This window comes from Bradyrhizobium sp. (assembly GCF_050014615.1).
Taxonomy (GTDB): Bacteria; Pseudomonadota; Alphaproteobacteria; order Rhizobiales; family Xanthobacteraceae; genus Bradyrhizobium.
This window is the reverse complement of record NZ_JBEKCZ010000066.1, coordinates 1-25,016: the sequence shown is the minus strand read 5'-3', so window position 1 is coordinate 25,016 and position 25,016 is coordinate 1. Positions and strand designations below refer to the sequence as shown.

The 25,016-nt window shown below is 62.9% G+C and carries 27 protein-coding genes and 1 pseudogene; 15 read left to right on the top strand and 13 right to left on the bottom strand.

The genetic code is table 11. The annotated features are described in order from the left end of the window. Nucleotides 1-230: 230 nt before the first annotated feature. Complete coding sequence (recJ, locus tag ABR948_RS13065; RefSeq protein ID WP_428118165.1) at nucleotides 231-2,072, top strand: single-stranded-DNA-specific exonuclease RecJ; 1,842 nt, start codon at nucleotides 231-233, stop codon at nucleotides 2,070-2,072. A gap of 131 nt (nucleotides 2,073-2,203) precedes the next feature. On the opposite strand, the gene ABR948_RS13060 is transcribed toward recJ, so the two are convergent. Together ABR948_RS13060 and ABR948_RS13055 are read right to left on the bottom strand one after the other, a co-directional pair. Further along, a complete protein-coding gene (locus ABR948_RS13060; RefSeq protein WP_428118163.1) occupies nucleotides 2,204-3,451 on the bottom strand; it encodes a lytic murein transglycosylase in 1,248 nt (415 codons plus the stop codon). 53 nt (nucleotides 3,452-3,504) lie between these two features. Beyond that, nucleotides 3,505-4,104 carry a MarR family winged helix-turn-helix transcriptional regulator gene (locus tag ABR948_RS13055; protein ID WP_428118160.1) on the bottom strand — a complete coding sequence of 200 codons (600 nt, stop codon included), beginning with the start codon at nucleotides 4,102-4,104 and terminating at the stop codon, nucleotides 3,505-3,507. 53 nt (nucleotides 4,105-4,157) lie between these two features. Between ABR948_RS13055 and ABR948_RS13050 the strand changes: the two genes are divergently transcribed. Further along, entirely contained in the window at nucleotides 4,158-4,637 is a 480-nt protein-coding gene (locus tag ABR948_RS13050; RefSeq protein WP_428118157.1) for a carboxymuconolactone decarboxylase family protein, read from the top strand. Here the strand turns inward: ABR948_RS13050 and ABR948_RS13045 are convergent. Then, nucleotides 4,632-5,546, bottom strand: a complete 915-nt coding sequence (locus tag ABR948_RS13045; RefSeq protein ID WP_428118168.1) for a LysR family transcriptional regulator — start codon at nucleotides 5,544-5,546, stop codon at nucleotides 4,632-4,634. The genes ABR948_RS13050 and ABR948_RS13045 overlap by 6 nt on opposite strands. A 101-nt stretch (nucleotides 5,547-5,647) precedes the next feature. Between ABR948_RS13045 and ABR948_RS13040 the strand changes: the two genes are divergently transcribed. Together ABR948_RS13040 and ABR948_RS13035 are read left to right on the top strand one after the other, a co-directional pair. After that, on the top strand, nucleotides 5,648-6,022 hold the full coding sequence (locus tag ABR948_RS13040) for a tautomerase family protein (RefSeq protein ID WP_428118154.1): 375 nt from the start codon (nucleotides 5,648-5,650) through the stop codon (nucleotides 6,020-6,022). A gap of 193 nt (nucleotides 6,023-6,215) precedes the next feature. After that, nucleotides 6,216-8,447, top strand: a complete 2,232-nt coding sequence (locus tag ABR948_RS13035; protein WP_428118151.1) for an O-linked N-acetylglucosamine transferase, SPINDLY family protein — start codon at nucleotides 6,216-6,218, stop codon at nucleotides 8,445-8,447. Here the strand turns inward: ABR948_RS13035 and ABR948_RS13030 are convergent. Beyond that, nucleotides 8,417-9,415 (bottom strand): Dyp-type peroxidase, encoded by a 999-nt coding sequence (locus ABR948_RS13030; RefSeq protein ID WP_428118148.1) that lies wholly within the window; start codon nucleotides 9,413-9,415, stop codon nucleotides 8,417-8,419. The two genes, ABR948_RS13035 and ABR948_RS13030, sit on opposite strands and share 31 nt — an antisense overlap. A gap of 193 nt (nucleotides 9,416-9,608) precedes the next feature. On the opposite strand from ABR948_RS13030, the gene ABR948_RS13025 reads away from it, so the two are divergent. Further along, entirely contained in the window at nucleotides 9,609-10,199 is a 591-nt protein-coding gene (locus ABR948_RS13025) for an NADPH-dependent FMN reductase (protein ID WP_428118146.1), read from the top strand. A 61-nt stretch (nucleotides 10,200-10,260) separates the two neighbouring features. On the opposite strand, the gene ABR948_RS13020 is transcribed toward ABR948_RS13025, so the two are convergent. Both ABR948_RS13020 and efp read right to left on the bottom strand, forming a co-directional pair. Then, on the bottom strand, nucleotides 10,261-11,901 hold the full coding sequence (locus ABR948_RS13020; RefSeq protein WP_428118143.1) for a M23 family peptidase: 1,641 nt from the start codon (nucleotides 11,899-11,901) through the stop codon (nucleotides 10,261-10,263). A 7-nt stretch (nucleotides 11,902-11,908) separates the two neighbouring features. Further along, nucleotides 11,909-12,475 (bottom strand): elongation factor P, encoded by a 567-nt coding sequence (gene efp / locus ABR948_RS13015; RefSeq protein WP_213737366.1) that lies wholly within the window; start codon nucleotides 12,473-12,475, stop codon nucleotides 11,909-11,911. A gap of 135 nt (nucleotides 12,476-12,610) precedes the next feature. Between efp and epmA the strand changes: the two genes are divergently transcribed. The 4 genes from epmA to hisC all read left to right on the top strand — a co-directional run bounded on the left by epmA (nucleotide 12,611) and on the right by hisC (nucleotide 16,375). Next, nucleotides 12,611-13,666: an EF-P lysine aminoacylase EpmA gene (epmA, locus tag ABR948_RS13010; protein WP_428118139.1), complete on the top strand. Its 1,056-nt coding sequence runs from the start codon at nucleotides 12,611-12,613 to the stop codon at nucleotides 13,664-13,666. Then, complete coding sequence (locus tag ABR948_RS13005) at nucleotides 13,663-14,814, top strand: lysine-2,3-aminomutase-like protein (protein WP_428118136.1); 1,152 nt, start codon at nucleotides 13,663-13,665, stop codon at nucleotides 14,812-14,814. The genes epmA and ABR948_RS13005 overlap by 4 nt, the downstream gene beginning before the upstream one ends. Nucleotides 14,815-14,867: 53 nt before the next feature. Beyond that, nucleotides 14,868-15,149 (top strand): hypothetical protein, encoded by a 282-nt coding sequence (locus ABR948_RS13000; protein WP_428118134.1) that lies wholly within the window; start codon nucleotides 14,868-14,870, stop codon nucleotides 15,147-15,149. Between the two features lie 134 nt (nucleotides 15,150-15,283). Then, complete coding sequence (hisC, locus tag ABR948_RS12995) at nucleotides 15,284-16,375, top strand: histidinol-phosphate transaminase (protein ID WP_428118131.1); 1,092 nt, start codon at nucleotides 15,284-15,286, stop codon at nucleotides 16,373-16,375. Between the two features lie 6 nt (nucleotides 16,376-16,381). Here the strand turns inward: hisC and ABR948_RS12990 are convergent, their stop codons facing one another. The 3 genes from ABR948_RS12990 to ABR948_RS12980 all read right to left on the bottom strand — a co-directional run bounded on the left by ABR948_RS12990 (nucleotide 16,382) and on the right by ABR948_RS12980 (nucleotide 18,504). After that, nucleotides 16,382-16,954: an HdeD family acid-resistance protein gene (locus ABR948_RS12990; protein ID WP_428118128.1), complete on the bottom strand. Its 573-nt coding sequence runs from the start codon at nucleotides 16,952-16,954 to the stop codon at nucleotides 16,382-16,384. A gap of 144 nt (nucleotides 16,955-17,098) precedes the next feature. Further along, nucleotides 17,099-18,136 (bottom strand): PrsW family glutamic-type intramembrane protease, encoded by a 1,038-nt coding sequence (locus ABR948_RS12985; RefSeq protein WP_428118126.1) that lies wholly within the window; start codon nucleotides 18,134-18,136, stop codon nucleotides 17,099-17,101. Between the two features lie 77 nt (nucleotides 18,137-18,213). Continuing rightward, nucleotides 18,214-18,504 (bottom strand): hypothetical protein, encoded by a 291-nt coding sequence (locus ABR948_RS12980; protein WP_428118123.1) that lies wholly within the window; start codon nucleotides 18,502-18,504, stop codon nucleotides 18,214-18,216. 265 nt (nucleotides 18,505-18,769) lie between these two features. Here ABR948_RS12980 and ABR948_RS12975 point away from each other — a divergent pair, with 265 nt between their 5' ends. The 3 genes from ABR948_RS12975 (at nucleotide 18,770) to ABR948_RS12965 (ending at nucleotide 19,555) form a co-directional block, all read left to right on the top strand. Beyond that, nucleotides 18,770-18,988 (top strand): DUF2061 domain-containing protein, encoded by a 219-nt coding sequence (locus ABR948_RS12975; RefSeq protein ID WP_428118121.1) that lies wholly within the window; start codon nucleotides 18,770-18,772, stop codon nucleotides 18,986-18,988. 53 nt (nucleotides 18,989-19,041) lie between these two features. Continuing rightward, nucleotides 19,042-19,215 (top strand): hypothetical protein, encoded by a 174-nt coding sequence (locus ABR948_RS12970; RefSeq protein WP_428118118.1) that lies wholly within the window; start codon nucleotides 19,042-19,044, stop codon nucleotides 19,213-19,215. Nucleotides 19,216-19,354: 139 nt separating this feature from the next. Beyond that, nucleotides 19,355-19,555 (top strand): hypothetical protein, encoded by a 201-nt coding sequence (locus ABR948_RS12965; RefSeq protein WP_428118115.1) that lies wholly within the window; start codon nucleotides 19,355-19,357, stop codon nucleotides 19,553-19,555. A 33-nt stretch (nucleotides 19,556-19,588) separates the two neighbouring features. On the opposite strand, the gene ABR948_RS12960 is transcribed toward ABR948_RS12965, so the two are convergent. Continuing rightward, nucleotides 19,589-20,821, bottom strand: coding sequence for a Zn-dependent hydrolase (locus ABR948_RS12960; protein ID WP_428118112.1), 1,233 nt, complete (start codon nucleotides 20,819-20,821; stop codon nucleotides 19,589-19,591). 164 nt (nucleotides 20,822-20,985) lie between these two features. Here ABR948_RS12960 and ABR948_RS12955 point away from each other — a divergent pair, with 164 nt between their 5' ends. After that, a complete protein-coding gene (locus ABR948_RS12955) occupies nucleotides 20,986-21,480 on the top strand; it encodes a hypothetical protein (protein ID WP_428118109.1) in 495 nt (164 codons plus the stop codon). Between the two features lie 238 nt (nucleotides 21,481-21,718). After that, nucleotides 21,719-21,985, top strand: a complete 267-nt coding sequence (locus ABR948_RS12950; RefSeq protein WP_428118107.1) for a hypothetical protein — start codon at nucleotides 21,719-21,721, stop codon at nucleotides 21,983-21,985. Nucleotides 21,986-22,702: 717 nt separating this feature from the next. Here the strand turns inward: ABR948_RS12950 and ABR948_RS12945 are convergent. The 3 genes from ABR948_RS12945 to ABR948_RS12935 all read right to left on the bottom strand — a co-directional run bounded on the left by ABR948_RS12945 (nucleotide 22,703) and on the right by ABR948_RS12935 (nucleotide 24,478). Next, on the bottom strand, nucleotides 22,703-22,975 hold the full coding sequence (locus ABR948_RS12945) for a hypothetical protein (protein WP_428118104.1): 273 nt from the start codon (nucleotides 22,973-22,975) through the stop codon (nucleotides 22,703-22,705). A 216-nt stretch (nucleotides 22,976-23,191) separates the two neighbouring features. Next, nucleotides 23,192-23,386: a hypothetical protein gene (locus ABR948_RS12940; protein WP_428118101.1), complete on the bottom strand. Its 195-nt coding sequence runs from the start codon at nucleotides 23,384-23,386 to the stop codon at nucleotides 23,192-23,194. A gap of 795 nt (nucleotides 23,387-24,181) precedes the next feature. Beyond that, complete coding sequence (locus ABR948_RS12935; protein ID WP_428118098.1) at nucleotides 24,182-24,478, bottom strand: hypothetical protein; 297 nt, start codon at nucleotides 24,476-24,478, stop codon at nucleotides 24,182-24,184. A gap of 344 nt (nucleotides 24,479-24,822) precedes the next feature. Between ABR948_RS12935 and ABR948_RS12930 the strand changes: the two are divergent. Beyond that, a pseudogene (locus tag ABR948_RS12930) lies at nucleotides 24,823-25,016 on the top strand (tyrosine-type recombinase/integrase); the annotation flags it as partial.

Sequence of the window (25,016 nt, the reverse complement as noted above, 5' to 3'; positions counted from 1 at the left end):
GCGAGATTTGCCGCGCGACACCAGCTCGGCATGCATCGGCGAATCAAAAAACTCTCCGGGGCTGATTCGAGAATCGGACGCCTTCGGCGAGCCCTGAAACGTGCCGGCGACCACCTGTGGCCCGCAACTGGCCGGCATCGGGTGGGATTCCAATCGTGGCACCGGGGCCGGACTTGGGGCCGCACCGCCGCCTTTGTCGAAACCACGCTTCGTGCTTATCTGGACCCATCATGACGCTTCCCGCATCCGCATTGCCTGTCGAAGCCCCGCCGGCGTTTCTTGGCGTCGCGCATTCCGCGACCGGAAAGCTGTGGCGCGACCGGCTCGATGCGCGGGGCGCCGCGCGGGCACTGGCGATCGCGCAGCGTTATCAACTGCCGGAAATGCTGGCGCGGGTGCTGGCCGGGCGCGATGTCGAGATCGACGCGGTCGAGGATTTTCTCGATCCGACCATCCGCAAACTGATGCCGGACCCCTATACGGTGACGCAGATGGAGGCCGCTGCCAAACGCATCGCGGATGCGGCCGCCCGAAACGAAAAGGTCGCGATTTTCGGCGACTACGATGTCGACGGTGCGACGTCGGCAGCGCTGCTGGCCTGGCACCTGCGCCACTGCGGGCTGGATCCGCTGATTCATATTCCCGACCGGATTTTCGAAGGCTACGGCCCGAACGTTGAGGCCATTCGCATGCTGGCGGACAAGGGCGCCACGCTGCTGGTGACGGTGGATTGCGGCACCACCAGTCTTGAGCCGCTCGCCGAAGCGCGCCGGCTGGGGATGTCGGTGGTCGTGATCGATCATCATCAATGCGGCGACCAATTGCCCGAGGTCGATGCTTTGGTCAATCCAAACCGGCCGGACGATCTCTCAGGCCTCGGCCATCTCGCGGCCGTCGGCCTTGTGCTGGTGACGCTGGTCGCGGTCAATCGCGAGCTGCGCGCGCGGGGGTTCTGGTCCAGCGAAATGCCGGAGCCGGATCTGCTCGGCATGCTGCATCAAGTCGCGCTCGGCACCGTCGCCGATGTCGCGCCGTTGACCGGGCTGAATAGAGCTTTCGTGGCCAAGGGCCTAATCGCGATGCGCCGACGTGATCATGTCGGCCTTACCGCGCTGATGGATGTGTCGCGGCTGAACGGCCCGCCGGAGGCCTGGCATCTCGGCTTCATGCTGGGGCCGCGCATCAATGCCGGTGGCCGGATCGGACGCGCCGATCTCGGGGTGCGGTTATTGCTGGAGGGCGATGTCTCCGAAGCCGCGCGGATCGCCGCCGAGCTCGATCGGCTCAATAGCGAACGCCGCGTGATCGAACAGATGGCGGAGGCGCAGGCGGAAGCCGAGGCGCTGGCGTCGCTCGGCCTCGAAGACAAGGGGTCGGTGATCGTGACGGCGTCGGAAGGCTGGCATCCCGGCGTGGTCGGGCTGGTCGCCTCGCGGCTGAAGGAGAAGTTCTCGCGGCCGGCGTTTGCGATCGCGCTGGAGCCGGGCGGTATCGGCACCGGCTCGGGCCGCTCGATCTCCGGCGTCGATCTCGGCAAGGCGGTGCGCCAGGCGGTGCATGACGGTCTGCTGCTGAAAGGCGGCGGTCACGCCATGGCGGCCGGCGTGACGCTGCGCAAGGAGCGACTGGCGGAATTCCGCGCCTATATGGAAAACGCGCTCGCCCACGATGTGGCGCAGTCGCGTCACAGCAACGAACTTTTCATCGATGGCGCCGTCAGCGCGCGCGGGGTGACCGCGGAACTGGTCGCCACGCTCAATCGCGCCGGGCCGTTCGGCAGCGGCAATCCCGAGCCGGTGGTGGCGCTGCCGTCGCATCAACTTGTCTATGCCGATGAAGTCGGGCAGGCGCATCTGCGCCTGCGGTTCAAATCCGGCGACGGCTCGATCGTCAACGGCATGGCGTTCCGTTCGGTCGGCCAGAAGCTCGGCAACGCGCTGACCCAGCATCGCGGCCAGCCGCTGCATGTCGCGGGCTCGCTGGCGGTCGATCGCTGGCAAGGCACCGAGCGGGTGCAGCTGCGCGTGCTCGACGTCGCCGTGCCGGATCAGGGGCCGGCGATGATCAGGTAGAACATCCTCGCCGCGTCATTGCCTGCGACAAACGCGAAGCGTTTGCGCAAGGGAGCGCCGCGACGAAGCAATCCGTCTTTCCCGATGCTGCACAATGGATTGCTTCGCTGTGCTCGCAATGACGAAAACAGCTACCCGCCCTGCCTCAAGCGCGCCAGCACCTTGAGGCCGCCGTAACCGTCGGCGGGCTCAAGCCCCATCTTGGTCTGATAATCCCTGACCGCCTGCATGGTGTCGTTGCCGACGCGGCCGTCGGTGCCGCCGGTGTCGAAGCCCGCTTTGGTGAGACGGGTCTGCAGTTCCTGCACCTCACTGAGCGTCAGCGCGCGCTCCGAGCCGGGAAATGGCTGAAGGAAAGGCGGCGCGCCCAGAATGCGGTCGCCGAGATGGCAGATCGCCAGCGCGTAGTTCATCGAGGGATTGTAGCTGCGCACCGCATAGAAGTTGGGGCCGAGCAGGAAGCTGGGCCCGCCTGGCACCGGCACCCACATCTGCGCGCTCGCATTCGGTTGCGAAAACGCCTGACCGTCGGCGCGTTGTACGCCGGCGCTCGCCCATGCCGCGTAAGTGCGGCTGCGGCTGGAAGATCCGCCGGCCGCGCGGACCTCGTAGCCCCAATGCTCGCCGCGGTGATACTTGCCGCGGTCGACCAGAAACCGCGCGGTGGAACCAAGCGCATCGTCGGGCTTGCCGAACGGCGACACAAGGCCATCCCCGTCATAGTCCATTCCGACATTGAGCCAGACTTCGGGCATCCACTGGGTATGTCCCATCGCGCCGGCCCACGATCCCCGCATCTGCGCAGGCGTGCTCCAGCCGCGATCGACGATCTTCAAGGCATTGATCAGTTCGGTTTCCCAATAGGCCCGGCGGCGCGGCTCGTGCCAGGCCAGTGCAGCGAGCGATGGAAATACCGGGCGCATGTGGTTCTGCTGTACCTGGGGATCGCCGTAGGCGGATTCGACGCCCCACAGCGCCAGCAACGTGCCGCGCTCGACGCCGAAATCCCGTTCGATCCGCGCGAACAGCGCCTCGTTCTTCCGCAGTGCTTCCTTGCCGGCGATGATGCGCCAGTCCGAGACGCGGCGATTGATGTATTGCCAGATCTCTTCGTTGAATTCGGGCTGGCGCTGCATTTGCTGGAACACCGACATGTCGGGCTCGATGTGGCCCATCACGCGGGTGTAGGTCGCCTCAGAGACGCCTTTGGCCAGTGCGCGCGCACGAAAGCGGTCACGCCATTGGTCGAAGCCAGGCGGGGCTGCGGCCGACGCCGCGAGCGGACAGGCGAGCAGGGCGCCGGCGCCAAGGCCGGCATCAAGGCCCGATCGCAGCAGCGCGCGACGTGTCGGGGCTTGCAGAGAATCGGGCGGTTTCATCGGCGCAGTCTACCGCTCGGCGGCGGCGCGGCGAAAGTCACCGCCCCCGGGAACTAACCATCCTGCTGCAGGCCTGCGGCAATTTTAGACAACCAGCGCCGGATGGTGACCTGAGATTTGGCGCCAAGCCCGGCCACCAGCCGCCGTTCCAGCGCGACGGCGCGGCGCCGGCATGTGTCGAGCAGGGTTCCACCGCGGCGGGTCAGGGTCCATTGCAGCACCCGGCCATGCACCGGGTGCGGCGTTTTGCGGATCGCGCCGTCGCGTTCCAGATTGCGGATGATGACGCCGACGGTCTGCGGCGTCAGCAGCGCCACCCGGGCCAGATCGGCGCCGGACAAGCCCGGATAGGCCCGCAGCATCGTCAGCACGGCAAATTGCGGCGGCGTGACGCCGAGGTCGTCGAGCGCCCGCTCCAGGGTCAGCCGGGTGGCGGCCTGGGCCTGGCGCAAGAGATAGGCGAGGTGGCCTTTTTCGCCGCGTTGGCCATGGCCGGGCGGCGGCGGCCGGACGCCGGCGAGATCGGGGTTTTGGGAGGATTTTTTATTTCGGGCGGATTTTTTGGCCGCGGCCGGTTTTCGATTTCTGGGCGATTTCCGGATTTGCGATTTTCGAGGCGATCCGGATTTTGTCGAAGCTGCGATCTTGCGCATAATATAAGTGCTCTTATAATTAATCAGAACACTGATAACATAAGGCGATCAACATGTCACATGCCCGCAGCGAATGGAAAGATTTCAAGGCTCTGGCTCCGGATGCCTACGATATCGTCGCCGCCCTCGGTCAGGCCGCGGCCAAGGCCGGTATCGACCGGCAATTGCTCGAACTGATCAAGCTGCGTGCCTCGCAGATCAACGGCTGCGCCTTCTGCGTGCAGTTTCACATATTGCAGAGCGAGGGCCTCGGCATTGCCGTCGACAAGCTCAACCTCGTCGTGGTCTGGCGCGAGGCGCCGCTGTTTTCATCGCGGGAACGCGCGGCCTTGGCCTGGACCGAAGCCCTGACGCTGCTGACGCAGGGCGTCAGCGACGAGGACTATGCGCAGGCGCGCGCGGAGTTTTCCGAAAGGGAATTGGCTTATCTGAGTTCCGCCATTGCCTCGATCAACGTCTGGAACCGGCTCGGCGTCGCCTATCGCTGGACGCCGCCGGTGCGGCAAAACGCTGACGGAGAGGCGGCCTCATAGCTCTTGTGCAGCTGCGGAACTGGCTGTGAGCGCCTTCGCCGGCAGCGCTGGCCAGCCTCGCACCGCGCTCCGGAAGGCAGCCGAAAGCGCAGCAAGCGCGTTGCGCGGCCGGCCGTCCTTGACCCTGGAGTGGAGCAGAATCGGCAAGCGCGGCAAATCCGGAAGCCCGAGCCTGGGGCCGACTTCAACCGCGCCAAAGGGCAGCATGCGCGGAGCCAATGCGGCGACGCCGAGTCCGGCCATGACGGCCGCGGCGACCGCCGCCACGCCGCCGCCGACGAAAATCTCGGTCCAGGGCACGCCTGCCGCATCGAGAAGCTGCCCGGCCATCGCACGCACGCCGCAGGGCTCGGCCATCGTCGCAAGCGGCAGTGGCTCGCCTGCGCGATGCTGCCAGCCAGGTGCTGCGAACCAGCCGAATTTTTCTTCGGTCAGAATTTCCCCGTCGCTCCGCCCGGCATGCAGGCGGACGATCACGGTGTCGAGTTCCCGCCGGTCGAAGCTTTGCAGTAAGTCGCCCGACGATCCGATCCGGATCTCGATCAACAGCTGCGGGTCCTGCGCATTCATGCGCGCGATCAGCGCAGGGAGCTCCGGCCCCGCCACATGGTCGCTGATGCCGATGGTGAGGCGCTGCCGGGCTCCGGCAAATACCGTGAGCGCACGATCGTGCACCTCCAGCAGTTCGCGGGCATGTTCGAGGAAGGTTTCGCCCTGCGCCGAGAGCTGCACGTGCCGGGGCGTCCGCTCGATGAGCCGACAGCCGAGCCGCTGTTCGAGCCGCTTCAGCTTCAGGCTGACCGCGGCCTGCGTCGTCCGCATGGCTTCAGCCGCGCGCGTGAAGCTGCCAAGCTCGGCGATGCGAATGAAAGCCTGGACAGCATCCAGGTCGAGAGGTTGTTCCGTCATTTCCAAGCATTATAGCTGATATCAATATCGATAGCATATCAAAATAGTTTGGCGGCTTTTAAGGTCAAACGGGAACAAATTGGACATGGAAAGGAACCGCAATGCCGCTTCTTCACATCTCACTGCGCGCCGGAAAGCCGCAAGCCTACCGGCAGGCGATCTTCGACAGCCTTTACCGCGCGATGCGCGATGCGCTCAGCGTACCCGAGGACGACCAATTCATGACCATCAGCGAGCATGATGCCGCGAACTTCCGCTTTGGCGCGGCCTACGGCGTCGCCCGGAGCGACGATCTCGTGTACATCCAGATCACCGTGTTCAACACCCGCACCTTGGAACAGAAGAAAGCGCTGTTCGGGCGAATCGCGGAGCTGCTCGGCGAAAGTCCCGGCATCCGGCCGGAGGACGTGTTCGTGAACATTGTCGACAGCCCGAAAGAGAATTGGTCCGTCGGACACGGCGCACAATTTGCTTGAGGATGCGGCGATGTTCATAACGCAGTACATCCAGCGCTGCACAGCCGGCCGTAATCGAGGAAGCGGGCGAAGATCTCCCGGCGCTTGAGGCTGCGGTCAATCGCCATGGCGGTCCCGCTCACCCGTGCTAGAATCTCCCAAGAGAATCGCCTGAAGAGAATCGCCTGAAGCGAAGCGTCCGGAGAAAAAGGCCTTGCAAAGCACTGTCGGCTCCCGCGCGCTCCGGAACGAGAAGCTGCAGAAGAAACTCAGGGCGCGGGCGGAGGCGCTGCTGCCGGCTGCGTTCGCCGCCTATCGCGAGGGCAGGCACGCGGATGTTCAGTCGCTTTGCCGGCGTGCACTCCGGGACCTGCCTGACTACTTTGACGCCATGCATCTGCTGGGCGTGTCCATACTCGATTGCGGGCGGTTCGAGGAGGCGAGGCAGATCCTTGAGCGCGTGGTTGCCCTCGAACAGCGCTCGGCATTTGCTTATTCCAATCTCGGTTTTGCGCTGTTCAACCTCAAACGCTATGACGAAGCCCGTGCCTGCCAGGAAAAGGCGCTCGCGCTGAAGCCGATTTTTCCGACAGCCCTGAAGAATCTGGGCAATGCATTGTTGCGTTTGGAACTGGCTGAACCGGCGATCGCGGCCTTCATGCGCGTGGTCCAGCTACAGCCCGATGACGCCGATGCCCATTGCAATCTTGGCGTGGCGGAAATGAAGCTGAAGCGATACGCAGCGGCCATTATAAGCTTGGAGCGGGCGCTTGCGCTTCAGCCGCACCACTTTGAAGCTTCGGTTTGCATTGGGTTGGCTCACCTTGAGCTACGGCACTTCGAGGCGGCGGCAACAGCGTTGAATGCCGTGCTCGCGACCAAGCCAGACATGGCGGAGCTCGTGGCCCACCGCGGACGGCTCCATCTGGCGTTGGGACAGATGGCTCAGGCGGAAGCCGATTTTGATGCCGCGGTTGCGCTGGAGCCGTCGCTCGAACTGGGATGGCGGGGGAAGGCACAGGTCAGCCTGCTCACCGGCAGCGTGGCGCTGGCGATGGTCGCCAGCAAAAAGGTGCTCGAGCATAATCCGGTTTCCGAAATTGGCCTCACCTTGCTCGGCACCTGTCTCGGAAAGCTGGGAGAAACCGCTGCCGCCATCGAGCATTTCGATCGGGCGCTGGAGATCAGGCCGGATTGCGATGAGGCGATTGCGAAGAAGATTTTCTATCAGGATTTTTTTGCTGACGCGGATTTCGCGGCACAACAGGCGACGCGAAGATACTGGTGGGATGCGATCGGCTCCAAGCTCCCGAGGCGTAAGCTTGCGGGCCGGCCGCTCGACCCGCAAAAACGCATCGTCGTTGGATATGTTTCTTCCGACTTCCGGAATCATTCGGCGGCATTTGCTTTCCTGCCGGTGCTGCGATCCCACGACAAAGCGAACGTCCAGATCAACTGCTACTCTTCTTCGACCGAGCGAGATTCGCTCACCGCCGTTTTCCAGTCGCTGGCCGATGTTTGGGTCGACGCCATGGGGCTTTCTGACGATGAACTGTCAGACCGCATTGAAGCCGATGGCGTTGATATCCTTGTCGATCTTTCTGGCTATACCAAGGGTGGTCGTCTGGGCGTGTTCGCGCGCAAGCCGGCGCCGGTCCAGGTCACGGCCTGGGGCTACGTCACGGGGACAGGGCTTCAGACCATGGATTACATGTTCGCGGACCCGGTGAGTATTCCCCAAGACGTCCGGCACTTGTTCGCGGAGCGCGTCTATGATTTGCCGTCACTGATCACGACGGAGCCGATATCCGATGTGCAACCCTCGGCGCTTCCAATGCTCCGCAACGGTTTCGTCAGCTTCGGTGTATTCAACAGGATCGACAAAATATCCGACGAAGCGCTGGCGCTTTGGTCCAGACTGCTGCGCACGGTGACGGGATCGAAGATCGTCGTGAAGCATTTCGCCCTCGACGAGGCGTTGCTGCGCGATACTCTGGTCGGTCGTTTCGTGGCCCATGGTGTTGCGCAGGACAGGGTCATTTGCATCGGCTCGACCGCGCGCGGTGACCATCTGCTGGCCTTCGAGAACGTCGATATCTCGCTCGATCCGTTTCCGCATAACGGTGGCGCCAGCACCTGGGAATCGCTCTACATGGGCGTTCCAGTCATTGCCAAGCTCGGCAACGGCCCGACATCACGTTCGGCCGGAGCGATCCTGAAAGGCGTCGGTCTCGACGACTGGGTCGCCGAAGATGCTGACGGCTATGTTGCGATTGGGCAGAAATATGCATCGATGCCGTCTTATTTGGAGAAGCTGCGGGCGGATCTTCCCGCCAAACTCGCCAACTCGCCGGCCGGAAATGTCAGGGTCTACACGCAAAAGGTCGAGGCGGGTTATCGGCAATTCTGGCGCGATTATTGTGCGGCGGCCTCCGACGCGGGATGAGTGACGGGCGCTGCTTGAACAAGCGCTTGCAGCGTGGAGCGGGTGGGAGCGAAGAACGTGGTGCCGGTGTGCGGCGTCGAGAAATCAAGCAGGCGGTCATAGGCTCCCAAGGGATCGCCGATATACATTCGCTGCAGCATCTTCTCGATCACCCAGAGATACCGGGAATAACCGATAAAATAGGTTCCGAACTCCTGTTGTCCTGGCCGGCCGAAGGGCATGTTGTCGCGCAGGATGTCATATTCGTTTCCATCGGCATCCACGATGGTGGCCAGCGACTTGTGCGACTTGCGCGGTGCGTCGTCGTCATCGATTTCGATGTTGTCGATCTTGGTGCGACCGATGATCTCCTCCTGCAGAGCCGTTGGAATCTTTGCCCACGCGTTGAGATCGTGCAGATATTTCTGAACGACGACATAGCTGCCTCCGGCGAAGTCGGCGTCTTCATGGCCGACCAGCGCGGAAGCGGGCAGATCGAGGCCGGTCGGGTTGGCGGTGCCGTCGACAAAACCAAGAAGGTCGCGCGCATCGAAATATCGAAAGCCCCAGACTTCGTCGACGACGCTCACGCCGGCGCCAAGACTGTCGAGCAGAATCCGTTCGAACTCAAAGCACAAATCGGAACGTTCGGATCGGATATGGAACAGCAGGTCGCCTGGTGTTGACGGCGCCGCATGAGCCGTTCCCTTGATCGGCGCGAACGGTCGCAATTCCCCAGGCCGCCGGTCTGGCTGCAGACGATCCCAGAGATCGCGGCCGATCCCGGCAATGCACGACAGGCGGCCGGAAAGATCGCGGAATCCAACCGTCTTGACGAGATCGTCAAGCCCATCGAGTACGGAGCAAACCTTCGCCAGGGCCGTCTGGTCGCTCGCGACGGTCACCACGAGAAAGACCGCCGCCAGCGACAGCGGAGCGTCGATGCTCTGCGCGTCGATCGGCACTCTGTCCCAATTCTTGCCTGACATGCCGAATTCTCCGCCTTCTCTCGGAATCTGTTTCAGATCACCACAAACCGGAATCGCATGATTTGAGGCTCCGGTAACGGAGATTGAATCATGTCAATACCGATGTCTTCTACCAGTAAAGCCGGAAAACAGGTATCGTCGCGCAGTTCACGCCTCCCGGCTCACCGGCCTCGATCCACTTCGGCAAGTGACCATGAGCAACCGCATCCTGGTGTTTTACGGCTCCTATCGTTCCGACCGGATGGGTATCCGGCTTGCCGAATTCGCGGTTGAGCGGTTGCGGCGCCGGGGCGAGGCCGCCGAACTGATCGACGCCAAGGCGGTCAACCTCCCGATGCTCGATCGTATGTACAAGGAATATCCGAAGGGCCAGGCTCCCGCGCCCCTTGAGAATCTGGCGCAGAAAATTCGCGGTGCCGATGGATTCGTCTTCGTTACCGGCGAATACAATTGGGGCGTCCAGCCCGGACTGAAGAATCTCACGGACCATTTTCTGGAAGAGTGGTTCTGGCGACCTGCCGCGATCGTGAGCTATTCGGCCGGCCGTCTGTCCGGCGCGCGCGCGTCGACCGCCTGGCACGGCACGCTGTCCGAGATGGGGATGGTGGTGGTCTCCAGCACGATCGCCGTCGGCTTGATCGGCCAGACGCTGTCGGCTGAAGGTGAACCGACCGGTGAGGGCGGCAAGGCGCTTGAAAAGACCTTCCCGCGCTTTGCCGACGACCTCATGTGGTGGGTCGAAGCGGCCAACGCGCAGCGACAGCGCAAGCCGCCGCCATATTGATCGCGAGAGGAGGTGGCTCGCGCCACGTCCGCCGACTGCTCCGAGTTTGTGGGGTGGAGCCCTAGTTGTCGCTGCCTTCCTGCGGATCGGGACGGTTCATTTCCTGCGGCGATGCATGCGCCACCGCGGGCGACGGGCCGGATTCCGGTCCGATTTCGCGCCCGCGTCCGCGGATCAATCGTTCATAGGCGGAGACCAGCGTGACGTAGGGATTGACCCACAGCCAGCCGTCGCGCGTGAACACCTGGGTGTCGAAATGCAGATGGCGGGTGGTGCCGTTGGGGTGGTCAAGATAGTTCGAAACCACGCCGATCTTCTCGCCTTCTTCGACGTGACGCCCGTTGAGAACGCCATCGGCGTCCATGCTCGCCGGATTCATGTGCATGTAGCGAAAGCGGACATGCTCGTTGCGGGTGTTGATCTGCAGCGTTGCCGCCTGTTGTTTCAGAGAGCGGATCAGAACGCCGTCGCGAACCGCGACGACCGCCTGGCTCTTGGGGTCGCAACGATCGGCATCTTCACCGCTGTGGGGCGGACACGGCCCCGGCCGAATATCCTGCCCCTGATGGCCAAACCCGCTGGCGCATTGTCCGACGCTGAAACTGCGGGCTTCGCAAAAATTATCCTGCCAGGGATAACTGGTGTTGCCGCCGCTCGATTCGTCGGATCGCTCACTGGCCCGGCGGTTTCCGAAGGATTGCGAGTGGGCGTAGGCCGGGGCCTTTTCCAGCGGAAATCTTATCTGCGCATAGGCGGTGGAGTCGGCCCGGCCGCCCTGTTTGCGCGAGCCGCTGTTGGCGATGATGTCGCCCGCCGGGCGATAGGTGAAATCCGCGGACGCGGTGAACGGGCGCTCGACGGTATCGGACGTGACGTCCATTCGGGGGCGTGAGGGCAGACCGCCGGCGACGTGCAACGCTCTGAGGAAACGTTCGGCGACGGGATAGGCCTCGCGGCAGGCCAGCCGCTGCGTGCGCGCGGAACTGTCGAGACACTGGATCGACACCACATAGGGCACGCCGAAGCGCGTGAAGGCATAGCGTACATATCCTTCCCGGATGAAACGGCGCAGGTCGGGAAATTGCGCGGCCAGCGACTTGACCGGTTCGCCCTTGCCGCCGAAGGGATCGCTGATGTCGTAGACCAGGATCGAGCCGGTGATCTGCACCTCGACGGGTTTGGCAAAGGTTCGCTGCGGCATGCCGTCGCCGGCGCCGGGTTCGAGCGAAAACATCGCGTCGTAGCCGGCAGGACCGGCGTCGAACAGGTCGACCGGACGGAAGTCGGCCTGATAGCGCGACACCGAAAGGCTAGCAGGTGCGCCGTTCAATTGGGCGCCGAGAAATGCCGCGGTATCGAACGGCAGCAGCACCGGGACCGGACTGCGCCCGATTCCGGTAAAGATCTGCGAGGTCACCCCGTTCAGTTGCACCAGCGCCGGCATCGAACGCGGATCGAACGCAGGGAGCCGGCGTTGGCCGGAAAAGGTGAATGCCGGCGCGACCGCGGGCTGGGTGCCGATCTCGGCATGAAGCTGATCGAGAACGCCGTGCCATTCGACGCGAACGGCCGTGACGGCGGGGGTCCGGAATTCATCGGCTGTGAGGGCAGCCGTGCCGGCCAGGAACAGGAAGGAAGATGCCAGCACCCGCGGAACGAAACTGGCAGCTTTCGTAACCAATGAGCAGCCCCCCGGCCCCAATGCGCGTCTAGTCCTTGGCGCGTTCGACGTAAGAGCCGTCCTCGGTCATGACCACGATCCGCGTTCCCGTGCCGACGTGCGGCGGTACGTTGGTGCGAACGCCGTTGGACAGGATGGCCGGCTTGTAGGACGATGAAGCGGTCTGACCCTTGGTGACCGGTTCGGTTTCGACGACTTCGAGCGTCGCCCGCTGCGGCATCTGGATCGCGACCGGAACGAGGCCGTGCAGCGACAGCTTGACCGTCATGTTTTCCTGCAGATAGGGCGCGGCGGAGCCGATGATGTCCTCGGGCACCTGGACCTGATCGTAATTGTCATTATTCATGAAGTGGAAGCCGTCGGCGTCCTTGTAGAGGTAGTTGAAATTCTGGTCCTCGATGGTCGCCTTCTCGACCTGGTCCGTGGTCTTGTAGCGCTCGGAAATCTTTACCCCGTCGCTGATTCGGCGCATTTCGATCTGGCTGACCGGAGTTCCCTTGCCGGGGTGGATGTTCTCGGCGGTCAGAACCACGTAAAGCTTGCCGTCTTGCTCGATGACGTTGCCCTTGCGAATAGAACTGGCGATGACTTTCAAAGCTGTGTTTCCTGATATTCTGGCCCGGGACCCGTCCGGACAAGGGCGTCCCGGGGCCTCTGGGGCGGTTTCGGGCTGCAACATACCCATTTTGCTGGTTGATGCCAGCGATTTAGGGGTTTGCGGGGTGGTTCGTTGAGGTCCGAAAACCGTCCGTTTTCGCCGTGGTGGTCCGCCGCGCGGCACGCCGACGCCAGGCCGTTTTTGCTGGCGCGGGGCGCCATCATCAAGTCGGTTCGCGCCTGGTTCGACGAGCAGGGGTTTGCCGAGGTGGAAACCGCTATTTTGCAGGTTTCACCTGGTAACGAGACCCACCTGCACGCGCCGCGCACCGAACTTGTCGGGGCCGACGGCACGCGCGCGACGCGGTATCTGCGGACCTCGCCGGAATTCGCCTGCAAGAAATTGCTGGCCGCCGGCGAGGCCAAGATTTTCGAGTTTGCGCGGGTGTTTCGCGACCGCGAGCGCGGCGCTTTGCATCTGCCCGAATTCACCATGCTGGAATGGTACCGTGCCGATGCGAGCTATGATGCCGTGATGGCCGACAGCGTCGTCCTCATCGCCCATGCCGCACAGGCGACCGGCATCGGACAATTTTCGTTTCGCGGCCGGATCGCCGATCCATTTGCCGAGCCGGAGCTGTTGACGGTGGCCGTGGCGTTCGAGCGTTTTGCCGCGATCGATCTGCTCGCCACCATCGCGGACGGCGAGGGCGATCGCGCGCTTCTGGCAAAAGTGGCGAAGGAAAAGGTGCGGATCACCGACGACGACAGCTGGTCGGACATCTTCAGCAAGGTGCTGGTCGAGCATATCGAGCCAAATCTGGGGCTGGGACGTCTGACGGTATTGTTTGAGTATCCGGCCCCCGAAGCGGCGCTGGCGCGCGCCAAGGTGTCCGATCCGCGCGTCGCCGAGCGCTTCGAAATCTATGCCTGCGGCGTCGAGCTCGCGAACGGGTTTGGCGAATTGACCGATGCGGCGGAGCAGCGCCGTCGTTTCACCAAAGCCATGGACGAAAAACAACGGCGCTACGGCGAACGCTACCCGCTCGACGAGGATTTTCTTGATGCGGTCGGGCAGATGCCGCAAGCCAGCGGCGTTGCGCTCGGCTTCGACCGGCTGGTGATGCTGGCCAGCGGCGCCGTGAAAATCGATCAGGTGGTGTGGACGCCCCCAGTTGGTGACGCGTGAGCAAGGTCGCTCTCGCCCCAGCCGCAACGTTGCGGACACCCGCCGATCTCTTCGCCCACGGCTTGGCGGCCGCCGCCGATCTGCCCGATCTGGAACGGGTCGCGGCGCGCTATGCGGTAGCGGTCACCGCCGATATGGCTGACCTGATCGACACCAAGGATCCCGACGACCCGATCGCGCGACAATTCATTCCGAACGCCCTGGAATTGGTGGCCCGGGAAAGCGAGAGCGCCGATCCGATCGGCGATCACGTCCATTCGCCGGTCGACGGCATCGTGCATCGCTATCCCGACCGGGTGCTGTTCAAGCTGGTTCACGTCTGCGCGGTGTATTGCCGTTTTTGTTTCCGCCGCGAGATGGTCGGGCCGGGCAAGGCGAGTGCGCTGCCGCAGGCGGCGTACGACGGCGCGCTCGACTATATCCGTGCCCATCCGGAAGTCTGGGAGGTGATCCTGACCGGCGGCGATCCCCTGATGCTGTCGCCGCGCCGGCTCGCGGAGGTGATGACGGATCTGGCGGCCATCGATCACGTCAGGATCATCCGGATTCATACCCGGGTGCCGGTCGCCGATCCCGCGCGGGTCACGCCCGCGATGATATCGGCGCTGAAGGTCGCGGGCGCGACCACCTGGGTCGCGCTGCACGCCAATCATGTCAGGGAACTGACCGACAAGGCCCGCGCGGCCTGCGCCGGGATCGTCGACGCCGGGATTCCGATGGTGAGCCAGTCGGTGCTGCTGCGCGGGGTCAATGATGACGCCGCCACGCTGGAGGCGCTGATGCGCGGCCTGGTCGAATGCCGGATCAAACCCTATTATCTGCACCATGGCGATCTCGCGCCGGGTACCTCGCATCTGAGAACGACGCTGGAACACGGCCAGGAACTGATGCGGGCGCTGCGCGGGCGGGTGTCCGGATTGTGTCAGCCGGATTACGTGATCGATATTCCAGGCGGCCACGGCAAGGCGCCGGTCGGTCCGAATTACCTGTCTCAGGCCGATTCCGGTTCACAGCTAAATTCTTTCTCCCGGGCAAATTCTTTCTCCCAGGCAAATTCTTTCTCCCAGGAAGGTGAACAAGCCGGGGAAACCCGCTATCGTATCGTCGATTATTGTGGTGACGTTCACCACTATCCGCCGAAGTCGTGATTGACGGATGATCGGATGCGATACATGCATTTCTCTGTGATGGGAGAAGCAAGATGCGAAAATTAGTGACGACGATGACGCTTTTGGCCTCTGCTTTGGCCTTTGTTCTGGCCTTGGCGGCCAGTCCGGCGGCGATCGCCCAGACCGGAAACGGTCCTGATACGGCGAATCCGTCGTCGGTCAGGCAAGGGCCCTTGCCGGCGCCGGTCGGACACCGCCAGCCGCGCGCCGATCAAGTGCCGTCCGAGAAAAATCTCAGCGATCCGAACAGTGCGGCCAACCGCGAGGATGCCGCGCTCGACCGCTCGATCAAGAGCATCTGCCGCGGCTGCTGAGTACGGGTTCCGAATTGCTCTGGGATGGCATCGCCGCGGCGCGTGCTCAGCCCTCCCGCGTGGAGCGGCTCGGGTATTGAGCGTCGTTCGAGGCGCCCGCCGCGCCGCTGGTTCCATGAGATTTGGACAGAGAAATGAGCCGTTTCTGGAGCCGCTTGACGCACGAGCTGAGGCCCTATGTGCCAGGCGAACAGCCCAACATGATGGAGCTGGTCAAGCTCAACACCAACGAAAGTCCATTTGGTCCTTCCCCACGCGTGCTGGAAGCGATTCGCGGCGAGGCGGCTGACACGCTGCGTCTATATCCGGACCCGCAGGCCACCGCGCTGCGGGCTGCTTTGGCCACCTATCACCACGTGCGACCCGAACAAGTGTTCGTCGGCAACGGCTCGGATGAGGTGCTGGCCCACGTCTTCACCGCCCTGCTGAAGCACGATGCGCCGTTACTGTTCCCGGACATCACTTACAGTTTCTACCCGGTCTATTGCCGCCTGTTCGGCATCGCCTACGAGGCGGTACCGCTCGATCAGGCCATGCAAATCCGCGTTGCCGACTATCGCCGGCCGGCCGGCGCGCTGATCATCCCCAATCCGAATGCGCCAACGGGAATTGCGCTGTCGCGGGCCGAGATCGTGACCCTGCTGGACGAACATCCTGACGCTCCCGTGGTGATCGACGAGGCCTACGTTGATTTCGGCGCCGAGACCGCGATTCCGCTGGTCGCTACCTACCCGAACCTGTTGGTCGTTCAAACCATGTCCAAGTCCCGGGCCTTGGCCGGGCTGCGGGTCGGCTATGCGATCGGCGACGCCGACCTGATCGAGGCGCTCACCCGGGTCAAGGATAGTTTCAACTCCTATCCTGTTGGCCGGCCCGGTCAGGCCGGCGCCATCGCCTCGCTGGAGGATGAAGCCTATTTTCAACAGAGCCGAGCACGCGTGATCGAAGGCCGGGAGCGGCTAAACCGCGGACTGGTTCGGCTTGGCTTCGAAGTGCTGCCGTCCTGCGCCAACTTCGTCTTCGCGCGTCATCCGGCGCATGAGGGCGCGGCGCTGGCCGCCGCGCTGCGCCAACGGGCGGTGATCGTTCGCCATTTTTCCGCCCCTCGCATCCACGACTTTCTGCGGATAAGCGTGGGCACCGACGGGCAAATCGACCGGTTGTTGTCGGCGCTATCGGACATCCTGGACAACGCGCCTGCAGCGGCCGTTCGCGCTGCCCTCTGATCGGGGTCAGGTTTGGCGCGCAGCGAGCGCCATTCCGATCAGGGACGCGCCGCCGAACAGCAGATTGATGCCGACCAGCAGGCCGACCGCCCACAGCGCCGACCCCGGCAGCCCCGTGATGATGATGGCGGCGATCAGCAGATCCATCAGCCCGGAGACCAATAGCCAGGACCAGCGCTGCGACAATTCGCGGCGATGTTCCAGCGCATACATGATGGTCGCGACCCCCTCGGCCAGGAAATAGGCGCCGACGACGATGGTCAGCGTCAGCGTGCCCTGCACCGGCATCGCCAGCAGGATGATGCCGGCGCCCACCGCCAGCACCGCCGAAATCAGCGACCACCAGAAGCCCGGCATCTGCCGGGCCCATAATGTCAGCCCGAGGCCGGCGATGCCGCTGACCAGAAACATCCAGCCCAGAAAAATGGTGACGGCGAGACTGGCCAGCGGCGGCACGATCATCGCGGCCAGTCCCAGGATCACCAGCAGGATGCCTTCGATCAAAAAGGCCTTCCAGTGTTCGCGCACCGCGGCGCTCATTTTCGATTGCAGGTCGGTGATGTCCTGTGGAAGCGTCATTGAAATTCTCCGGATGCGGCGCTGTGGAACCTTCTAAACTATAGCGTGCGCAAACGCCGCGCGGTCAAATAAGTTCCCTGCCGCGATTGAGCGAAATCAAGGACTTCCGCGATTCAGCTGATGCATACTGATCAGCCTTGATGCTCAGCCGCGATGGGGCGCGGACGAAAAGCCCTGCGAGGTCGTGCGCATCCGGTCGCGGCCGAGAATATAGATCGTGGTGGTGACCACCAATAACGCGATGCCGACCAGAATCGAGACCAGGCCGACCGGGATCAGCACCAGCGCCATGTTGCGGTCCGGATTGAGCAGCCAGTGGTGGATCGACGACAGCACAAACGCCAGGCCGGCAAATCCCGCGCCGCCGCCGACCACCAGCAGCGCCCACATTCGGCGCAACTGGCTCAGCCGCTCGCGCGCGATCTCGGTGCGCGGCGCGTGGTGACGGCCGATCCGCCTTACCAGCCGCATCGCAAATCCGATCGAACTGAGCCCGATCAGCACGCTCACCGTCCCCAGCACGAGCCGGGTGAACGATTCGATGTCCGGATTCTTCTGCAGCACCAGCAGGGGAAAATCGAAACCTGCATGCAGCGCCACCGGTCCCAGCAGCACCAGGATGCGGCTTAAGAGGCGCGCGCGGTCGCGGTGATAGCGGTGCGCGCCCAGCGCCGTGCCGGATCGCGCGATCGCCAGATAGGCGCCGGCGATGATTCCGAGCGCGCCGTGGAACGGCACCGTCAGCACGCTGCGCAACGCCGCCAGCGATTGCCACATCTCGGCATGCTGCACGAGATAGGCGAGGTTCTCATAGGCTGCAAAGCCGAGCCCCGCGGCGGCGCCATAGACCACGGTGTCCATCGGATCGGCGAAGCGCCGGCGCCGCGTCGAAACCGCGACAATGACGAGGATCTTGACGGTTTCCTCCGGCAGAGCGACGCCGAACAGCGAATGCAGCGCCTGCGCGATCCAGGGATTTTCGGGAGCCGCGAGCATCGACAGGAACGGCGCACGCAGGATTCCCAACAGCAAAATGCTGGCGGCGCCCAGCACAAACGCGGTCCAGACCTTGACCGGCGGTCCGGGCCGCTCGTCGGCGGCGACCACCAGCCACAATATCAGCAGCGCCGGCGCGACGGCGGCGGTGCCGATAACGGTCGGAAGGGATTCAAGGATAAGCATCTAGATGGCAAATATACTCGTTTTCGCTGTTATCCACTGTTCAAAATTCGCTCAGGGCGAGAACGCTGATCCGCCGTTCAGCAGCCCCGGCAGATATTCTTCAGTTGTGCATTCATCCGCGCGTCTTCCGCGCCGATCATATCGACATATTTTTCGGGATCGGCTTTTGCCGCGGGGACATTTGCCGCCGGGACTCGCGCCGGCACCGGCGCCGCGGGCTTTGCCGCCGTCGATTTGCCACCCGACGGGGCACTGTCGTAACAGGCGAGCCGGCCATCGACGTCGGGTTCAGCCTTGCAGTTCGGCGTCTGGGCGATGGCGGGTGGGCACGACGCGCAAACCGCAACCAGTACGGCCAAGCGTCTCATTGGGAGTCTCATTTCAACCTCGTCGCTAGCCTATGAAAGCAAATCACGAACCGCCGGCGGTTTTCTCCGCGGGGCGCGATTACCAAGGTAAATCAAGGAGTTTTACAGATTTCTCCGACCAAAATGCACGCAATCGCGGGCCCTGTCCACGGATGATTTCGCCGCGGGGTTTTCCGCCCCAGGATTTTCTGACCTACGACATGGCAGCGGCCGACTCGCGACGCATGGTAGGTTCTGTCAACGACAAGCTCAGGAGGCGCGCCGGGTGGTTTTATTCCGTGGAGCAGAGACGCACACACGATCGATTCTCAAGGCCGTCAGTTGGCGGACCCTGGGAACGCTCGACACGTTTGCGATCAGTTGGTTTTTTACCGGCAAGATCGAAGTCGCAGGGTCGATCGCCGGTCTCGAGATCGTCACCAAGATTGCGTGGTATTACCTTCACGAGCGAGTCTGGGCCGCGGTCCCCTGGGGCCGCCGCTGAACGGACCGGCGATCCGGTGATTGGAGCCGGCGACGTGCACAGGTGCCCCTGCGATGAGTGAACCCGAACAAGAAAACCGGCGTCCGGCGATGGCGGGACTGGCGATTGCGGTCGTCCTGCTGGTGGTGGGATTGTGGTTGGCGCACGAGCTGACCTCGGCCAGCAAGATGCAGGATTGCCTGATGTCGGGACGCACCAATTGCAACGTGATTGAGCCGGCGCGATAGCACTCCCGGCGGCGGCCGCTGAAGTTTGCGCGGCCGGCTCAGCTAGAAAAGATTTCCGGCCTGATGCCGCCGCGCCGGAACTGTTTGACGCCGAGGACGTTCAACGAGTCCAGACTGGCTGCCATGGTCGGGCCGACACATGTTGCATCGTTTAGGCTTATGGATTCGACGCAAATGGGCGTGGCGCAAGCCGGCCCCGGCCTATTCCGGTTTGCCTTTCGATCTCGACGAATTTGCCAGGCTGCTCTCGAGCCGCGACCCCGCGACATTAAAGCAACTTGCAAACGGCCTGGCCAAACCTGTTGCCACGATAAAACAATCCGGTGAACTGCAAGCCTGATCGTCGAGCCTGATCGCCGCGCCACAGCGCGGTTCACGCCGACAGCAGGCGCCGGCAGGCGTCGACAAACACCTTGGCACCGGTGACGATGTCGGCATCGTCAGTGTTTTCGCTCCAGTGATGGCTGATGCCGCCGATCGAAGGCACGAACAGCATGCCTGACGGCATGATGGTGGCGAGAACCTGGGCGTCATGACCGGCGCCGCTGGGCATGCGGATCGACCGGCCTCCGGCGAACGTCGCGCTCGCCGCCTCGATGGCCTGCTGGAATCCAGCGTCCATCAAAGCAGGGGCGCCGGTGCGAATCCGCTCGATCGCGACACGGCAGCGGCCCTGGGCGCTGACCTCAGCGGCCATGTCCTGCAGCAGATCCTCCAGGCGGCCGATCACCTCGGGATCTTCGTCGCGAATCTGGAACAGCATTTCCGCGCGTCCCGGGATGATGCTGGGCGCGCCGGGATCGAGGGTGATGTGGCCGGTGGTCCAAACCGTGCGCGGTCCGCATGCCCCGGGAAAGCGGTCGTCGATGGCGACGCAAAACCGGGCCAGCGCCAGCCCGGCGTCCCTGCGCACCGCCATCCGGGTGGTGCCGGCGTGATTTTGCTCGCCGGTAAAGCTGATCCGGTATTGCCAGATCCCGACAATGGAAGTGACGACGCCGATCGCAAGACCGCCGCCTTCGAGCAACTGGCCCTGCTCGATATGGGCTTCGAGATAGCCGATATGCCGCCCGCGTTGCGCCGTCGCGCGGGCCCGGCCGGCGAGGCCGACCTCGCGCAGTGCGTCGCGCATGGTTCGGCCGCTGCTGCGGTCGCGTGCGGCGTCGATATCGGCTTCGGTCAGGCTGCCGACAAAAGAGCGGCTGCCGAGAAAACTTCCGAAATGGCCTTCCTCATCGCACCAGGCCGCGACTTCGACCGCGCCGTTGACGCCGGGGGCGGGGTTGAGAACGCGGGCGGCTTCGAGGGCATAGACCACGCCCAGCGGCCCATCGAGCCAGCCCGCGTAATTCTGGCTTTCGAGATGCGACCCCGTCAGCAGTTTCGGTCCGGATTTCGGACTGCTGCCGAGTACATTGCCGATGCCGTCGATCTCGGCGGCGAGCCCGGCCTCGGGCAGCCGCTGCGCCAGCCACTCCAGCGAGCGCATATGCGGCTCGGAGAAGGTCGGCTTGTGCACGCCGCTCTTGTAGGCGCCGAAGCCGCGCAGCGTCGTGAGATCCGCCAGCACCCGGGCGCCATCGGCCTGCAACTGAGGGTCAGGCATCAATCTATTCCATTCCTGATGTGGGGGAGTTTGAGGCGATTGTCGCCGGTTGCCAAGCGCCGGGCCGAAAAGTCGATTGTAGGCCGGCGATCGGCCAATTATATTGGCAACATTGGTCGAGGTCGCGTGTATTGATCAGGGCGTCACGGGGAAAAACAATTCATATGTCAAATCATATGTCAAAATTGGCTTCGATTCTGGCGTGCTGCGCGGTGGCCTCGCTGTTTTCGCTGGGCGCGCAGGCGCTCCCGGGTTCGCCCGTGCCGGCCCCATTCGCGGCCTCCGACATCACGCCGGTCAGCGCCTGCGGTCCCGGCTATTATAAAAGCCGTACCAAGGACCGCTGCTTCGTCAAGGCCGTGCCACATCCGGAACCGCGAACCTACGGCGGCCCATATGCGGGCCCGCAGGCGTTCGGACTGCCCTATGTCGAGCCGCCGGCGGTGAAGCTGCCGTATGTCGAAGTGCCGGTCCGGCTGCCCTATGTCGAACCTCCAGCGGTCCGGCTGCCGTATGTCGAAGTGCCTGTCCGCCTGCCCTATGTCGAACCGCCGGTGGTCGGTCTGCCCTATGTGGAATTGCCGGTTCTCGGCACGCCGCATACGTGCCCATCCGGTTACTTCCACTCCACACCCTACCGCCGCTGCGTCGCGATCTAGCCGGGCGACAGGGCGCTTCGCGCGCCAACATCGTCGGGCCTCTGCGCGTCGCGACGAGAACGCCGATACGTCGCAAGCCCGATCCCGGCGAACCCGATCAGCGGCATCGCCCGTGATCGCAGCCATTCAGCGCGTCCGCCGTCGCGCGGTCCTGGCCTGTTTCGGCCTGTGACGTCAGTCACAGAGTTGCGCGTCATCGTGGCCTAAACCTCCCGTCATCGAACAGGGAGCAACGGCGATGAAAACGGTTTCTTGGATGCGGTTAGACTCAGCGATCATGGTCACGGTCTGGATCATGATGCTGGTGATTGTTGGGCTCTCAGTGAAGTTCAAGGAGAGAGGCCGGTTTCAGGTCGCCGGCCACAGCGCGGAATGGAAATGTTACCCGCAGTCTTACAACCGCGCCCAACCGGTCTGCTTCAACGTGGTGGCCACGAGCCATCCGATAGCGGCCGATTCAACCGCGAGTTTGAAGCTAAGCGGCGTTTCGCTCGCGCTGCGCTGAGTGCCGAACCACTGCTCCGGGGTTTTCGGTCTTTATGGCTGAGTAGAGCCGACGCCAGCGCCGGCTCCGACGTAAAAGCCGGTCCATGGATTGGCCGAGGGCGGCGCCGATTTGGGGGCTGATGAAATCGGCAGGCTGGCGGAATGTTCTGACGCATAAGCTGCCGCCGATGACAGTGATTGCGGTCCGGAGCGCTCATCAGGTTGTGACTTGGAAGGCTGTGTCCTGGAAGGCTGCGTCCTGGAGACCTGCTTGTTGTTTTTGGGACGCCGTGTCTGCAGAGGTGGCGACGGGACCTGCACCTTTTGCGAACCATTGGAATCGGTGTTCGGCGCATCGCCAGCAAAAGCGCTGCTGCACATCATCAGCGAAATCGACGCCAGTCGGACAAACATACGACGCATGATGGACTGTCCTTGAGCAGGATCCGGAGAAGTGGGAACCGGTTTTCCCTCGCGACAAACGCGAAGCGTTTGCGGAAACGAGAAGATGGACGCGCATGATTCAACCCAGTTGAATCATGCTCCAGGTTCGGTGCAGTTCCACTACCGGAGATTTGGGTCAAGAATATGGGGGAATGGCGAGCCGGTTGCCACGAACTGGATTTTATAGGCCCGCGAAAGCCGCCCCTGAGGGCTCGCTTTGCCCTCCTGCGGCTCGACTGGGATCAAGGCCTCCATAGCTGCCTGCCACTCTGCCGTCGCATGAGCAGCCTCTTCAACAGCCCCGGCAAATCGATCCTATCATTTTATTGACCTTCGCTTCTTCATGGTCGATGGCGGGATCGGTGCCAAGCGCCGGCCCTTTCATGGCGTGGCCGGTGCCGGATGACGAAAGCGCCGTGCCCGACGAATTGGTGCCGGGAGCACCGAGGCTGGTGCCAGCGGCGCCGCCGGTTGTGGACATATGGTGCGATCCGCCCTTGGCCAACGCGGTGGCGGCTGAAAGGCTGATGCAAAGGGCGATGCAAACAACGGAAAGCTTTTTCATGCCGAGACTCCCTCGAACGAGCGATCAACGCGACGGTTGATCGCTGAAGAGCTTGCATCCGATGCAGCTTCGTTCGCAATCCGCCGATCCCATTAAATTGAATTTATATTCGGTGCGGCTGGCGCGCTTTCTCCGAAGGTGATTCCTGGCGGCTGGGTTCGACTATGTCGCCATTGAAGCGCGGTCCGCTGCGGGTGTTGATAAATAGCCGACGAATCAGGTGCAGCCTGAAAGGAAAGGTGAGGGTGTCACGCCGGCAGTTTTTTCTTTGGTTTGCTGCACGGCCGGGCGACCTGTTGATTTTGATGGTGTGGCTTTCGTTTCAACCTTCTTCGGCGCCACCGGCGGCCCGAAACGAGAAGCCCATCGCTGCTCGAAGCGTCTTTGCAGGTGAATAGGAATCGCGCTCATGGCCAAGCTCCTGGCTCCTGATCGCCCCGGTTCAGGCTCAATTCACACCATCGTTTAAAGGTCCGCCACGGTTGCTACACATTTTTGGCAGCATCGGGATCATCCGCCAGCCAGGAATCCGGCCAAGAATCCAGCCATGAATCCAGCCATGAATCCAGCAATGAATCGCTTGGGGCACGCTATCGACTGCTTCCAGTCGGACCGCTTGTCGTTGGACCTGCACCAGGCGCGGGCATCGCCGAATTTGGGGTGGCCGGCTGAGTGTTGCCGGGGTGCACGCCGGAGGCGCTGCCGGTGGTGATCTCTGACGGCATCGCGTAGTCGGTGGCGTCACTTCCTGTGATCGGGCCGGAATCGGCAGGCACCGAAGTGCCGGGAATAGTCGCAGTGCCAGCGGCGGAATTAGCCGGGCCCTGGGCAGACGCCATCAGCGTCGTTCCCAAAAGCGACGCCGCGGCGAGCGTCGAAAGATAAAGTCTCGATCGCACGCGCAACCTCCCTGGCCGTGGCAACCCCGGAGTCCAACTGCGATCCATCGTCGATGTTCCGGACTAATCAGCATCATCCGGACGAGCAGGCTCAATTCACGCCAAAGGTTCGCCAAGGTAGCTGCGCATCTTCGGCATCATGGTCGGCGCAAGGAAACGGCCCCAGCGCGGGGGAGGGCTGAGGCCGTCGGGACTTTTGAAGGTAAATTGTGCCGATGCTGGCAACGGCACAATCAGTCAAGTCGTGAACCGGGACATCGTTCCAAATTCAACGGCATCAACGGATACGAACTTCAGAATCGGGACACTAGCTTCCGGAGGGTTTGCGCGAGATTGGTTGACCGCCCGGCCTCGACTTGTCCATGCTGGCGCGGGAATACCTGACATGGTGCGACAGATGGCTCCATTTCATATGGCTCGATTTCATTCTGTGTGGCGCCATTTTGGAACCCGCGGCATTGCCTTCGCCCGACGCGCCCGCGGTCGGCTGCGTCTCTGCTGATGCGATGGCTGTCGCTCCGAACAGCGTCTCTGCTGATGCGATGGCTGTCGCTCCGAACAACGAGGCGACCACGAGGGCCGAGATAGCAAGCTTGGATCGCATGTGAAGTCTCCTGATCTTGATCAAATGATGCAGGAACCAAGCTATGAGCCGGATTTGCGTTCCACAGACCGGCGGCATCTGTCAGGTCATAGGGGGCTTCACACGGAAAAGGGCTCCGGGGCGGGATACGCTCCAGAAGTTTTGGCGCTCCCTAGCGGAATCGAACCGCTCTCTCCACCGTGAAAGAGATCGTAAGCCGTCCAGAGATATCCATCGCCGTTTCAAAAGACCAAATAACAATTGGAAAACGGGCACAAGTGACCATGGTCATCTATTGACGTCTGCCCACAGATATTGGACAGATATTGGACACGAGCAGTTTTGGCCCGTTCCAAGGTGGCTACATGGCACGCACCGTTCGAGACGCGACCCTTGAGACCCGGACAGCACGGAGCCGGCTTCCGACCAGGGGCAAGCCGCATTACCGGATCCTCGAGCCCGGGCTTCACCTCGGTTACCGCAAGCTCAAGACAGGCCCCGGCAAATGGGTGGCTCGTCACTACCTCGGCAATGAAAACTATGAGATCGAGGTGATCGG